13 protein-coding genes are annotated in these 13,068 nt (G+C 64.9%); 10 read left to right on the forward strand and 3 right to left on the reverse strand.

Going from position 1 to position 13,068, the window contains the following annotated elements; all coding sequences use genetic code 11:
* Window positions 1–14 precede the first annotated feature (14 nt).
* Together ASB57_RS11135 and ASB57_RS11140 are read left to right on the forward strand one after the other, a co-directional pair.
* A complete protein-coding gene (locus ASB57_RS11135) occupies window positions 15–1,175 on the forward strand; it encodes an acyl-CoA dehydrogenase family protein (RefSeq protein WP_057652292.1) in 1,161 nt (386 codons plus the stop codon).
* 2 nt (window positions 1,176–1,177) lie between these two features.
* Complete coding sequence (locus tag ASB57_RS11140) at window positions 1,178–2,542, forward strand: MmgE/PrpD family protein (RefSeq protein WP_057652293.1); 1,365 nt, start codon at window positions 1,178–1,180, stop codon at window positions 2,540–2,542.
* A gap of 35 nt (window positions 2,543–2,577) precedes the next feature.
* On the opposite strand, the gene ASB57_RS11145 is transcribed toward ASB57_RS11140, so the two are convergent.
* Window positions 2,578–3,015 carry a PaaI family thioesterase gene (locus ASB57_RS11145; protein WP_057652294.1) on the reverse strand — a complete coding sequence of 146 codons (438 nt, stop codon included), beginning with the start codon at window positions 3,013–3,015 and terminating at the stop codon, window positions 2,578–2,580.
* Window positions 3,016–3,239: 224 nt separating this feature from the next.
* Between ASB57_RS11145 and ASB57_RS11150 the strand changes: the two genes are divergently transcribed.
* The 6 genes from ASB57_RS11150 to ASB57_RS31050 all read left to right on the forward strand — a co-directional run bounded on the left by ASB57_RS11150 (window position 3,240) and on the right by ASB57_RS31050 (window position 8,183).
* Window positions 3,240–4,208, forward strand: coding sequence for a tripartite tricarboxylate transporter substrate binding protein (locus tag ASB57_RS11150; RefSeq protein ID WP_082621531.1), 969 nt, complete (start codon window positions 3,240–3,242; stop codon window positions 4,206–4,208).
* A gap of 2 nt (window positions 4,209–4,210) precedes the next feature.
* Window positions 4,211–4,933 carry a 3-oxoacid CoA-transferase subunit A gene (locus ASB57_RS11155; RefSeq protein WP_057652296.1) on the forward strand — a complete coding sequence of 241 codons (723 nt, stop codon included), beginning with the start codon at window positions 4,211–4,213 and terminating at the stop codon, window positions 4,931–4,933.
* A complete protein-coding gene (locus ASB57_RS11160; protein ID WP_057652297.1) occupies window positions 4,930–5,652 on the forward strand; it encodes a 3-oxoacid CoA-transferase subunit B in 723 nt (240 codons plus the stop codon). Before ASB57_RS11155 ends, ASB57_RS11160 begins: the two co-directional genes overlap by 4 nt.
* A gap of 21 nt (window positions 5,653–5,673) precedes the next feature.
* On the forward strand, window positions 5,674–6,666 hold the full coding sequence (locus ASB57_RS11165) for a tripartite tricarboxylate transporter substrate binding protein (protein ID WP_156414129.1): 993 nt from the start codon (window positions 5,674–5,676) through the stop codon (window positions 6,664–6,666).
* A 100-nt stretch (window positions 6,667–6,766) separates the two neighbouring features.
* A complete protein-coding gene (locus ASB57_RS11170) occupies window positions 6,767–7,279 on the forward strand; it encodes a hypothetical protein (protein ID WP_156414130.1) in 513 nt (170 codons plus the stop codon).
* A gap of 322 nt (window positions 7,280–7,601) precedes the next feature.
* Window positions 7,602–8,183: a hypothetical protein gene (locus ASB57_RS31050; protein ID WP_156414131.1), complete on the forward strand. Its 582-nt coding sequence runs from the start codon at window positions 7,602–7,604 to the stop codon at window positions 8,181–8,183.
* A 39-nt stretch (window positions 8,184–8,222) separates the two neighbouring features.
* Here ASB57_RS31050 and ASB57_RS11180 read toward each other — a convergent pair whose 3' ends face one another.
* A complete protein-coding gene (locus ASB57_RS11180) occupies window positions 8,223–9,125 on the reverse strand; it encodes a LysR family transcriptional regulator (RefSeq protein ID WP_057652300.1) in 903 nt (300 codons plus the stop codon).
* 218 nt (window positions 9,126–9,343) lie between these two features.
* On the opposite strand from ASB57_RS11180, the gene ASB57_RS11185 reads away from it, so the two are divergent.
* Together ASB57_RS11185 and ASB57_RS11190 are read left to right on the forward strand one after the other, a co-directional pair.
* Window positions 9,344–10,312 carry a tripartite tricarboxylate transporter substrate binding protein gene (locus ASB57_RS11185; RefSeq protein ID WP_057652301.1) on the forward strand — a complete coding sequence of 323 codons (969 nt, stop codon included), beginning with the start codon at window positions 9,344–9,346 and terminating at the stop codon, window positions 10,310–10,312.
* 72 nt (window positions 10,313–10,384) lie between these two features.
* Complete coding sequence (locus ASB57_RS11190) at window positions 10,385–11,524, forward strand: mandelate racemase/muconate lactonizing enzyme family protein (RefSeq protein WP_057652302.1); 1,140 nt, start codon at window positions 10,385–10,387, stop codon at window positions 11,522–11,524.
* 61 nt (window positions 11,525–11,585) lie between these two features.
* Here the strand turns inward: ASB57_RS11190 and ASB57_RS11195 are convergent, their stop codons facing one another.
* Complete coding sequence (locus ASB57_RS11195) at window positions 11,586–13,022, reverse strand: MFS transporter (RefSeq protein WP_057652303.1); 1,437 nt, start codon at window positions 13,020–13,022, stop codon at window positions 11,586–11,588.
* Between the last annotated feature and the right edge of the window lie 46 nt (window positions 13,023–13,068).

The following is a 13,068-nucleotide window of genomic DNA, read 5'->3' on the forward strand; positions in this document are numbered from 1 at the left end:
ACTACCAAGCCCCCATGTCCGACGCCTCCAACGATTTCCAAGACATCCGTGAAGCGGTGCGCGACCTCTGCGCGCAATTCCCGGCCGAATATTTCCGCAAGATCGACGCGGCCCAGGGCTATCCCGAAGCCTTCGTCGACGCGCTTACCAAAGCCGGCTGGCTGGCCGCGCTGATCCCGCAGGAGTACGGCGGTTCCGGCCTGGGACTGACCGAAGCCTCCGTCATCATGGAGGAGATCAACCGCGCCGGCGGCAACTCCGGCGCCTGCCACGGCCAGATGTACAACATGGGCACCCTGCTGCGCCACGGGTCCGAAGCGCAGAAACAACGCTATCTGCCGCGCATCGCCAGCGGCGAGCTGCGCTTGCAGTCCATGGCCGTCACCGAGCCCACCACCGGCACCGACACCACCAAGCTCAAGACCACCGCCGTCAAGAAAGGCGACCGTTATGTGGTCAACGGGCAGAAGGTATGGATATCGCGCGTCCAGCATTCCGACCTGATGATTCTGCTGGCGCGCACCACGCCCATCGAGCAGGTGCAGCGCAAGTCCGAAGGGATGTCGATCTTCCTGGTGGACCTGCACCAGGCCATCGGCCACGGCATGGAGGTGCGCCCCATCCCGAACATGGTCAATCACGAGACCAATGAGCTGTTCTTCGACAACCTGGAGATTCCCGCCGAAAACCTGATCGGCGAGGAAGGCAAAGGGTTCAAGTACATCCTCGACGGCCTGAACGCCGAGCGCACCCTGATCGCCGCCGAGTGCATCGGCGACGGCTACTGGTTCGTCGACAAGGTGTCGGCCTATGTGAAGGAACGCGTGGTGTTCGGCCGGCCCATCGGGCAGAACCAGGGCGTACAGTTCCCCATCGCGCGCTCCTTCATCAATGTGGAGGCCGCCAGCTTGATGCGCTACGAGGCCGCGCGCCGCTTCGACGCCGGCCTGCCCTGCGGCACGCAGGCCAATATGGCCAAGTTGCTGGCCGCCGATGCATCGTGGGAAGCCGCCAACGCCTGCCTGCAATTCCACGGCGGCTTCGGTTTCGCCCACGAATACGACGTAGAACGCAAATTCCGCGAGACGCGCCTTTATCAAGTCGCGCCCATTTCGACCAACCTGATCCTGTCCTACGTGGCCGAACACGTACTGGGTCTTCCCCGGTCCTTCTGATCATGACGACGACATTCCATCCCAGCGCCCAGCTCGCCACCTTCGCCAGCGTCTTGCGCTACGAAGACATCCCCGCGCCCGTCTTGCGCCGCTGCGAAGACCTGCTGCTCGATACCTTGGGCTCTATCCTGGCGGGCGCGCGCGCCCGGCCGGTACAGTCGGTCGACAAGTTCGCCCGAGTCATGGGGCCCGCCGACGGCCCTGCTGAAGTATTGGTGTCGCGCCGCAAGACCTCGCCGCTGTTCGCGGCCATGGTCAATGCGGCGGCCGCCCACATGGTTGAACAGGACGACGTCCACAACGGCTCGGTGTTCCATCCCGCCGCGGTGATCTTCCCGCCCGTGCTGGCCGTGGGCCAGTCGCTGGGCGCGTCCGGCCGCGACATGCTGACGGCCGCCGTGGCGGGCTACGAGGTCGGCATCCGCATCGGCGAATTCCTGGGCCGGTCCCACTACAAGATTTTCCACACCACCGGGACTGCCGGCACCATCGCCGCCGCGGCCGCCGTGGGTCGTCTGCTCAAGCTCGATCCCGAACGGATGCTCCATGCCTTCGGCTCGGCCGGCACGCAATCCGCCGGCTTGTGGGAATTCCTGCGCGACGCCGCCGACTCCAAGCAATTGCACACCGCGAAGGCGGCCGCCGACGGCATCACGGCGGCGTATCTGGCGCAGGACGGCTTTACCGGTGCCCGCCACATCCTGGAAGGGCCGCAGGGCCTGGCGGCAGGCATGTCTTCCGATGCCGACCCCGCCAAACTGACCGATCGCCTGGGGTCGCGCTGGGCCCTGGCCGAGACGTCGTTCAAATACCATGCGTCCTGCCGGCATACGCATCCGGCCGCTGATGCGCTGCTGCAGGTGGTGCGCGAGCACCGCCTTGCCGCCGCCGATATCGATCGCGTGGTGACGCACGTGCACCAGGGCGCCATCGATGTGCTGGGGCCCGTGGTGGACCCGCGCACCGTGCATCAGTCGAAGTTCTCCATGGGTTCCGTGCTGGCGCTGATCGCGCTGCGCGGCTACGCCGGCCTGACCGAGTTCGACCAGGGCTTGAAGGACCAGGACGTCGCGGCCTTCCGGGGCAAGGTCAGCATGCAACTCGATCCCGAGGTCGATCAGGCGTATCCCGCACGCTGGATCGGCAAGGTCACCGTGTTCACCCGCGACGGGCGCGAGTTGCACGGCCGGGTCGACGAGCCCAAGGGCGATCCGGGCAACACGCTGTCGCGCCCGGAGATCGAGGACAAGGCGATCCGCCTGGGCACCTACGCCGGGGCGGCTACCGAGGCGGAGATGCGGGCGCTGATCGCCTGGGCCTGGAAGCTGGCCGACCTGCCGGAAGTGGGTGTGCTGCTGCCGGCCTGAAGCTCGATGCGCGGCGGCTGACGCCCTGCGTGGCGTCAGCCGTCGAATGCCTCGCTGGCAGGCGCGGCAGGTCCGATGACGGCGAACACGCCATTGGCTTTCAGTACCGTGCGACCCGCCACGTCCAGCAGGCAGGTGGCGTGGACCAGACGCTTGCCTGGTTTGTCGATGTGGACGCGCGCCTCCAGCCAGTCCCCTGCCTTCACGGCATTCAGGTACTCCACACCCAGTTGCACCGTGACGACCGACACGTTGCCGCGCGTCACGATGGCATGTCCCAGCACACAGTCCGCGATCGTGGCCAGGAAGCCGCCATGCGCGATGCCCACCTTGTTGCCGTGTTCCTGCGTCACGCGTACGCCGAACGCTCCGTCCGACTGGCGGATGTAGATCGCGCCCAGTCCGTTGAGGTGGGTCATATAGGGGCTGCCGGGCTGCCAGGGGGTAAAGCCTTCGGGAACGAGATTGCTCATGGTCAGTCTGTCTTCTGTATTTGCTCGAAGGCTATCTTAGCGTCCCCCGATCGCCGGCGCCTTCTCGCGCACCGAAGCCCTCGTTCCGCAATCATGAATAGACGCTTGCGGCAGCGGGCTCGGATACTCATGCCACACCGAAAACAAAGCCGATAACGCCGCACATTCGCGGCAGCATGTACGCCCTTGACGGCGACCACGCATGCAGGCATGAGGAGACAAGCATGGCAATGACCCGCGGCCTCTGGCTCGCAGGCGGATTGCTGCTGGGTGCATCGCACCTGGCGCAGGCGGCCTGGCCCGAGCATCCCATCACGCTCATCGTTCCCGCGGCGCCCGGCGGCACCACCGACATCGCGGCCCGCCTGCTGGCCGAGAAAATGACCAGCGCGCTGGGACAGTCCATCATCGTCGAGAATCGCGCCGGCGCGGCGGGCATCATCGGCTCGCAGGCCGTGGCGCGCGCGGCGCCCGATGGCTACACCCTGGTAATGGGCAATATCGGTCCCAATGCCATCAACTACAGCCTGTACAAGACCCTGCCTTACACGCCCAAGGACTTTGCGCCGGTCACGCTGGTGATCTCGGTGCCCAATGTGTTGGAGGTCAATGCGGAACAGCCGGTCAAGACCGCCGCCGAGCTGGTGGCGCTGTTGAAGCAGGATCCGTCCAAGCGGTCTTTTGGTTCGTCGGGCACGGGGCAGTCGCCGCATATGTCCGCCGAGCTTTTCAAACAGCGCGTGGGCGTGGAGGCGACGCACGTCCCTTACAAGGGCGCGGGCCCGGCGGTCGCCGCCCTGCTGGCCAACCAGTACACCTTCATGATCGACAATCTGCCGAGCTCCCTGCCGTCGATCAAGGCGGGCAGGCTGCGCGCCCTGGCCGTCACCAGCGACAAGCGTTCGCCCCAGTTGCCCGACGTCCCCACCATGAAAGAGGCCGGCATCGACAACATGGTGGTGACCGCCTGGTTCGGCCTGCTGGCGCCGGCCGGCACGCCGGCGCCCATCATCGACAAGCTTTACCAGGCGGCGCGCACGGGCCTGCGTTCGCCGGACCTCGTCGGCAAATTCCAGGACCTGGGCGGCGTGCCCGGCGGCAACACGCCCGCTGAATTCGGCGCCTTCATCGACCACGAACGCAGCATGTGGGAACAGACCGTCAAGGCTGCCGGCATGTACAAGGAGCAATAAGCGTGATTGACAAGATCCAGCCCTCCCTCGTGGAGGCAGTGCGCGTCATTCCGGACGGTGCATCGATACTGGTGGGCGGCTTCGGCGAGTCCGGCGTCCCCTTCGAACTGCTGTATGCCCTGCGCGATCTGGGCCGGCGCGACCTGACCATCATCAGCAATAACGCCGGCACGCATGAGGCGGGCATCGCCGCGCTGATCGTGGCCAAGCTGGTGCGCAAGGTCATCTGCTCGCATCCGCGGCCACCCAATTCGGAAACGTTCGCCGCGGCCTACCGGGCGGGTGAAGTTGAACTGGAAGTCGTTCCACAAGGCACCCTTGCCGAGCGCATGCGCGCGGCTGGAGCCGGATTGGGCGCTTTCTTCACGCCGACGGGTTACGGCACGCGCCTGGCCGACGGTAAGGAAACACGTGTGGTCGACGGCGTGGGTTATGTGCTGGAGCAGCCGCTGTTCGGCGATTTCGCGCTGATCCGGGCGGACCGTGGCGATCGCTGGGGCAATCTCACTTATCGCTGGTCGGCGCGCAACTTCAATCCCGTGATGTGCATGGCCGCGCGGCATGCCATCGCGCAGGTCAACGAGGTGGTGGAGCTGGGCACCTTGCCGCCGGAGCATGTCATGACGCCGGGGGTGTTCGTGAAGGCGGTCGTTCCCGTATTGGGGCAGTCTGCGGCGCAGCCCGTGGCCCAGTCCACTCCGATCTTGAAAGAGGCACAGGCATGAGCACCACGACCCCGGCGCAGGCGCGCCCGCGGCTGACGCGCCAGCAGATCGCGCAACTCGTCGCGTACGACATTCCCGATGGCTCGGTGGCCAACCTGGGCATAGGCATCCCCACGCTGGTGTCCGACTACCTGGTCAAAGGCCGGGAAATCGTCATGCACAGCGAGAACGGCATCCTGGGCATGGGCGGCCTGGCCGCTTCTGGCGAGGGAGACCCCGACCTGATCAATGCCAGCCGGCAATTGATCACCTTGCTGCCTGGAGCATCGATATCGGAGCACACGGTGTCTTTCGCGATGATGCGTGGCGGGCATCTGGACTACACCGTGCTGGGCGGCTTCCAGGTCGCGCAGAACGGCGATCTGGCGAACTGGATCACCAATGCCGAGGACACCATACCCGCCGTTGGCGGGGCCATGGACCTGGCGGTGGGCGCGCGCAAGGTCTACGTCACCATGGAGCACGTGGCGCGCGATGGTTCGGCCAAGCTGCTGGAGCGCTGCACGTATCCCTTGACCGCGGCCGCGGCGGTGGATCGCGTTTACACGGATATGGCGGTGCTGGACATCGGCGCGCAAGGCTTCGAGCTGCATGCCCTGCTCGAAGGCGTGACGGTCGAATCCCTGCAGACGCTGTCCGATGCGCGACTGCACACGCCGCGCGCGCCGCAGGTGATTCGTATCGACGAGGGCGGCTACGCCCGTTATCACGCAGCATGAGACTGCCACCGGAGACTTCCTATGCGCCCCACCTTGCGTAGTGCGATATATGCCTTGTTCATGGCTGCCACTGCGGCGGCCGTATCGCTGGCCCACGCCGCCACCGACACCGGCCGCTTTCCCGACAAGCCTGTCACCATGCTGATCCCCTATCCGCCTGGCGGCAGTGCCGACATGCTGGCGCGGCCCCTGTCGGCCTTGCTGCAGAAGCGCTGGGGGCAGCCCCTGGTGCTTGAGTACAAGGCCGGAGCCGGCGGCACCATCGCCACCTCGCAGCTGGCGCGGGCCAAGCCGGACGGCTATACCCTGATCATGGTGTTGGCGGCGCATGCGATCAACCCGTCCATGTACGCCAAGCTTCCCTATGACACGCACAAGGATTTCGCGCCTGTGTCCCTGGTCGCGACCTTGCCCATGCTGGTGTCGGCGCCCAAGTCGACGCCAGCCGACAATATGTCGGAGCTGGTCGCCTATGCGAAGAAGCATCCTGGCGAATTGACGTTTGCGTCCGCGGGCCCTGGCAACACCAGTCATCTGGCGGGTGAGATGTTCAAGTCTGCCACTGGCATCAATATGCTGCATGTGCCGTACAAGGGCAGCGGCCCGGCCGTCGTGGCCTTGCTGGGCGGCGAAGTGTCCTTGATGTTCGACAGTTTTTCGACGTCCTTTCCGCAGGTCCAGTCCGGCAAGCTGAAAGCCCTGGCCGTCACCGGCGAAAAACGGTCCCCGCTGCTGCGCGACGTCCCGACGGTGTCCGAGTCCGCCGTCCCCGGCTTCATCGTCAACGGCTGGTACGGCGTCCTGGCCCCCGCCGGCACGCCTGCCAACGTCGTCCAGCAACTCAGCACGGACATCGCCGAAGCGTTGAAGGATCCGGCTTTGGCCAAGCAGCTGGCGTCTTACGGCTATGAACCCGTAGGGTCCACCCCCGCCGAATTCGGCAAATACATAAACCAGGAAATCGACCGCTGGGGCAAGGCGGTGAAAGCGTCAGGGGTGACGATCAGCGAGTAGGCCGGAAGGCGACCTGGCAGAAAATTTCAACTTGTACAGATGGAACCAAGTGGACCAGTTCGCGAACATAAGGCCGAAATCGTGAAACGGTGACGGAACCATGAAGAATGTCGTATGGATAGTGATGAACCTGCTCGTCCCGGTTGCGGGACCGATGTTGCTCTTAGGGTTGATCACTCCCGTTCGTGGCCCTGGGGTAGCTAAGCGGCTGATAAAGGCGTCGGTGAGTGATGGGCAGCTATATTGGTCAGCCATCGCGCTGTCTGCTGCGGCAATCTATGAGGCGATCGATGCTTTTCACGAAGAGCGAGGCAACCCGCTATACATTGGCCTTCTGATCAGCGGCTTCGTGCTGATCGCCCTTATAGCTTCCATCATCGTGATGTTGGCGACTGTGGAGTCCTACGACCAAAAGGCCACGGACAGCACAGGCTCTGTCGCGCTTGGGCGGGATGATAGGACGGTGGCCGAGTCCAACATCGTGAAAATGTCCTATTGGCTTACGCTCTTGATCGTGGTGTCTTCCGGCTTGCAACACATTTATATTTCAGTCTTCCCCCGGGCAACTCCTCAAGATGAGGCGGCTACACTCGGATCCAACGCAAGGAGTTAGCCAATGGAAAAATTATTTCGGTTCGCCGCTTCACATGAGAATGTGGAGCGGGCTGTGGCGGTACTGGGCTGGAGCGCCGTCGCGCTGGCGACTCTGATGTCCGTGCTCCTACTGGTCGCCCTTGCTCTCCATTAGACAAACGCGCGGGAGATATCCGGGCCAGGGATGACATTAGGCGGATCCAGACTTCGGACGAAGATTTCGGACGAAAATTTCGGCTAAGCTGTTCTCGTACAGTCAGTCAAAATCCGCTGTTCAATGCCTACGCCGGCCGCTGCTGTTTCCGTTGTGACTGCCATGGCGCGAGGCAAGGGAGTCTGCCATGAATGTCAGTGCTGTCGACCGGGTGAGCCCGGTTTACGTTAATGCCGTCCTTAATCCCTACGTCGCCGAGTCCCTCGGCGCGCAGAACCGGATCGATCGCTTTGCGCGTGTGCAGCCGGCACAATCCGGTCGTATCCAGGCTTTGCGTGAACAGCCAGCGGCGACGTCGGCGATGGCCGTTCAACATTCGGCAGCGGGAGTTCAGCACGACTCTACCGTAGATAAATGTGATCCCGGCGAGCCCGCCAACTGGTTGTGCGATCAATACGCCACCGAGCGCCTGTCGAGTGCCGTTCAAGCCTTCATCGACGAGCAGGAAGCGCTGCGGCAGCGCGCCAACGGGGCCATCGACCTGGGCACCCTGGAAGGGCTCTCGCCGTTTCAGCGCTACTTCATGGCCTTCAGCAATCCACCCATTGAACTGCAACAGGCGGCCGTCGCGGCCACCGTGCCGCCGGCCATGGTGGGACCGATCGCCAATGTGGCGGCAACCCGCAATACGACCGAAGATGCGCTGGGTAGCGATGGCTCAACGCGTGCCCTTATCCGGGCGCGTCGGCCGCGCGGGACTGACGCCTGACGTTTTCGCCCGCTGGTGGAACCTACCGGTTCATAGCCTTCAAATCCTGGCCATATCCAGGAAGCGCCTTGCAGCTTCGGGAAGGCCCTGGGCGCGGTAGGCGGCGCAGATGCGGACTTCCAGCAGGCGGGGGTCGGCCAGAATGGGACGGCAGACTACGCCGGTGGGAATCAAGGTGGCTACGGCGCCAGGTAGCAAGGACATCCCTACGCCGCCGGCGACCAGGCCCATCACCGTGGAAATCTGCACCGCCTCCTGGGCGATGCGCGGCTCGAAGCCAGCCTGGCGGCACAGCGCGGCGATCCGCGACGACAAGGTCGGTACGCCCTGCGCGGAAAACATCACGAAGGCTTCGTCCGCCAGCGACTCCAGACGAATCGCTGTCTCCCCCGCCAGCCGGTGCCCGGCCGGCAATACCGCCGTCAGCATGTCCGTCACCAAGGTGTCGACGACAATGCCGTCGTCCAGGTCCGTCGGCGGCACCAGGAACCCCACATCCACACTCCCCGCCAGCAGCATGGCCGCCACCTGCATGGAACTGCCCTCGTGCAGGGTCAGCTCAACCCCAGGATAACGCTCACGAAACGCCCGAATGACCCTGGGCAGCAGCGCGAACATGGCCGGACCGATGAAGCCGACATGCACGCTGCCCAACTCGCCACGCGCGGCACGCTGCGTCCTGTCCATGGCGCGGTCCGCCTGGCTCAGCAGCCGCCGGGCCTCTTCCTGAAACACCTCGCCCGCCGGGGTCAGCCGCACGCCACGCGCCGACCGCTCGAACAAGCGCGCGTCCAGCAAGCCCTCCAGGCGCTTGATGGCCTGACTCAAGGGCGGTTGCGCCATGTGCATCTGCTCGGCCGCCTTGCGGAAGCTCAGCGCATCCGCGACGGCAAGAAACTGATGGACCATGCGCAGGTCCAGGCTGGAAGCACGCGTCGTCATGAAATCCCGGCAGTGATACCTGAACACGGTGCGGCGAGCACCTCGCACAGGCGAAGATGGGCAAGCATCCCGGCAAAAGACCGCCGTAGTGAAACGGACAAGGTATCGCCCAGGACGATTTTGGTATTAGACCATCGCCGCGGATCTGCCTACCATCCTTGCACAACCATCAAAGCGGATGGCGGCCTTGCCTGACCAATCCGCAAGGAGACAATGTCATGCACCGCCTGATCACCGCTCTCGCCAGCCTCTGCCTGCTCCCCACGGCCACCTTTGCCGCCGGCGCCTATCCAGACCACCCGGTCACCCTCGTCGTCTCCTCCCCCGCTGGCTCGACGCCGGATACCGGCGCCCGCGCCATCGCGCAATCGATGGCCCGGACCCTGGGTCAATCCGTGGTGGTGGAAAACCGCCCGGGCGCCAACGGCCAGATCGCCGCGCAGGAAGTGCTGAAGAATCCGCCCGACGGCTACACCATCCTGGTCGCCGCCGGCAGCACCATGGCGATTAACCCGCACATCTATCCGAACCAGACCGTCAACGTCTTGAAAGACCTGACGGCGGTGGGCAAGATCTATTCGACGGACTTCTTCCTGATCGTGCGCGGCAACAGCGGCATCACGTCCATGGCGGACCTGATCGCCCGCGCCAAGCAGAAGCCGGGCGCCCTGGTCGCCGCCAACAGCGGCCCCGGCAGCGCCGCCCAGCTGGCCACCGAAGTCCTGAAGGAAAAGACCGGTGCCGACATCTACCAGGTGCCCTTCAATGGCAGCCCCGCCGCGGCATTGGGCGTGGCGGCCGGCAATGCGGACATGCTGATCGAGACCCAGGCCGTCACAGAACCCTTCGTGGCTTCGGGCAAGGTGCGCCGCCTGGCCACCACCGGCCGGGAACGCAACCCCGCCTACCCCGACATCCCGACCATGGCGCAGGCCGGCATCCCCGGGATGGAAATTTCGTCCTGGGCCGGCATCTTCGCCCGCGCCCAGGTCCCAAAAGATCGAATCGACCGCCTGAATGCCGCCATGACCCAGGCCGTGGCAGAGCCCGACGTACGCAAGATCCTGGAGGGCGCCGGCCTGGCGCCTGGCGGCGGCTCCAGCGCCGCCTTCCAGGAAGAATGGCAAGCCCAATCGCGCCTGTGGGCCGATGTGGTGGCCCGCTCACCTGGACTGACCAACCGTTGATTGCTACCCGTTGAGCGCCGCTCGCCTGAAACACCCGTTTGAAATGCTCGCCTGATACGCCCCTCTGAAACCATGAAGCCTTCCCACATCGCACGCATCGACATCTACGTATTGCAGGACGACAAGCCCGCCGCCGTGCGGGCCTCCTTCGGCACGTTCACGCAGCGCACCACGCTGCTGGTCAAGGTTCAGGATCAATACGGCCACGGCGGCTGGGGAGAAATCTGGAGCGGCTACCCCGCCTTCGGCGCCTACCACCGCGCCGCCATGCTGGAACGACTCATAGGCCCCAGCGCCTTGGGCCGCACCCTGGAAGACATCCCTGCCCTGCAGGACGAATGGGAAACCGCGCTGCTGCCCATGCTGCGCCTGGCAGGCGAACCCGGGCCCATCGCTCAAGTCCTGGCAGGACTGGATTGCGCATTGTGGGACCTGGCCGCCCGTGCCCAGGGGGTGCCGCTCTATCAATTGCTGGGAGGCCAGTCCCGGCCCTTGCGCGCCTATGCCAGCGGCGTCGCGCCCAAGCTGGCACCGGAACAACTGGACCAGCTGCGTGCGCAGGGTTTCCACGCTTTCAAATTCAAGGCCGGTTTCCCGGAAGACAGCGCCCTGGACGATCTGGAGCGCACCGTCGCCTTGCTCGCCGACGGCGAGATCGCCATGATCGACGCCAATTGCGGCTGGAGCCCTGAGCAAGCCCACCAGGCCCATGACCGCATCCGTTCCCTGTCCCTGCAATGGACGGAGGAACCGATAGGTTGCGAGCGCAGCCCGGCCGAGTGGCGCGCGCTACGCGCCGCGTCCGCCCATCCCTTCGCCGGCGGCGAGAACCTGCTGAACCTGCAAGCCTTCCGCGACGCCTTCGAGTGGCTGGACGTCATCCAGCCCGATCTCGGCAAATGGGGGGGCGTCAGCCGCGTGCTACCCCTGGCCCGCGAGGTCATGGCGCGCGGCCTGCGCTACTGCCCGCACGCCTTCGGCTCCAACATCGGCCTGGGCCTGGCCGCCCATGTCCTCTGCGCCGCCGGCGGCGACGGCCTCCTGGAAATGGACGCCAATCCCAATCCCTTGCGCGCCCTCAGCGGCGCCTTCATCGCACTGCAAGACGGCTATCTGACACCATCCGACCGACCCGGCATAGGTGTGGATCCGGACGAACAGGGTATGGGCGAGTACTTACGCCAGCATCTGATCGTGACCCACGCCGCCTGAGCGCGCACGGAACCCCAGCAGGGAAGCAGCCTGTTCAAGCGGTTCAAGACGATCAGGCGAATCAAACGGCGGCGGCGAGCCCCGTTCTTGCCGACCTGCGGAACACACACGCAAGCAGCCCCGTGCATGCCGCGACCGCCAGCACCCCAAAAGCAAGCTGATATCGCGATTCGAACAGCGCGCGCTGGCTCAAGGACAACAAGGCGCTCTGCCCCGCGTACACCGCGTGCTGGGCTTCCGTGTCCAGGGGCGCCGTGACAATGGCCAGCGCGACGGCTGTCCCCACGACATATCCCATATTCTGGATCATGGCGCGCATGCCATTGGCAACGCCGCGGCGATCGGGCTCCACCGCCGTCATGATCGAGGTGGTATTCGGCGTCATGAACAAGCCCACGCCCAGCCCCACCAGCACCAGTATCCCCGTCATCGTCGTGGCGGCAGGCGCATCGCCCCTGAAGAATAGAGACATCGCAATCATCGCGCCGGCCAGGCAGGCCATGCCCGTTGCCGCGACCGGACGCACCGGAAGCCGACCGATGACGCGGGCCGAAACGGACGTGCCGATGAACAGCCCCACCGCCAGCCCGGTGACATGCAGACCCGCCTGGAAGGCGTCCATGGCAAAGGCGGCTTGCAGAAACAGCGCGACGAGAATCAAGGTGGCCATCTGCACGATCGCCAGCATCAGGTTCGCGTAATACGCCAGGGCCAGGTCTCCCTTCCTGAGGATGGACAAATCCACCAAGGGGTAGCGGACGCGCATCTGCACAAGGACGAACAACGTCCCTGCCACCACGGCCACGACGAAACAGCCAATGATGAAGGGATGCTGCCAGCCCAGCGTCCCCCCATCGGACAGGCCCAGCACCAAGCCACCTAGCGCCAGGAAGGACAGCAATGCACCGACGTAATCGAAAGGCTCGCGCCGCGGCTTGGCTTCGATACGCCGCAGCACGCGCGGCCCCGCCAGCAGAAGAAACAGGCCCAGCGGCACACCCGTGAAGAAAAGCGCGCGCCAGCCCAGCCCCGACACCAAGGCCCCACCGATCAGCGGGCCGCAGATCGACGACCCCGCGGCGACCGACACATTCAAGCCCAGGATCAGCGACATCCTTTCCGCGGGATAGGCATCGACCAGCAAGGCCGTGGTATTCGTCACGATCGCCGCCGCGCCCACCGCCTGCAGGATCCTGAAGGCGATCAGCACATCGGCGGAGCCCGCGAAGCCGCAGCCCAGGCTGGCTGCGGTGAAAATCGCCACGCCGACCAGATACAAGGGCTTCCTGCCGAAGATGTCGGCCAAGCGGCCGAATGCCAGCAACATGACCGTGTTGGTCAACATATACCCCAGCAAGATCCAGTTCGCCTGCAGCGGTGATGCCGAGAAATATCGGACGATGCTGGGCAGCGCGACATCCATGGTGGTCATGTTGCTGAACACCAGCAGGACGCCGATGCTGGTGTAGAGAAAGACGGTCCAGTTAATGGGCTTCATGCCAATAAAACGCTTGAGTGAGTACCTGCCGCGGCGGACACGCTAC

The sequence above is a fragment of the Bordetella sp. N genome (assembly GCF_001433395.1).
GTDB lineage: Bacteria > Pseudomonadota > Gammaproteobacteria > Burkholderiales > Burkholderiaceae_B > Bordetella_C.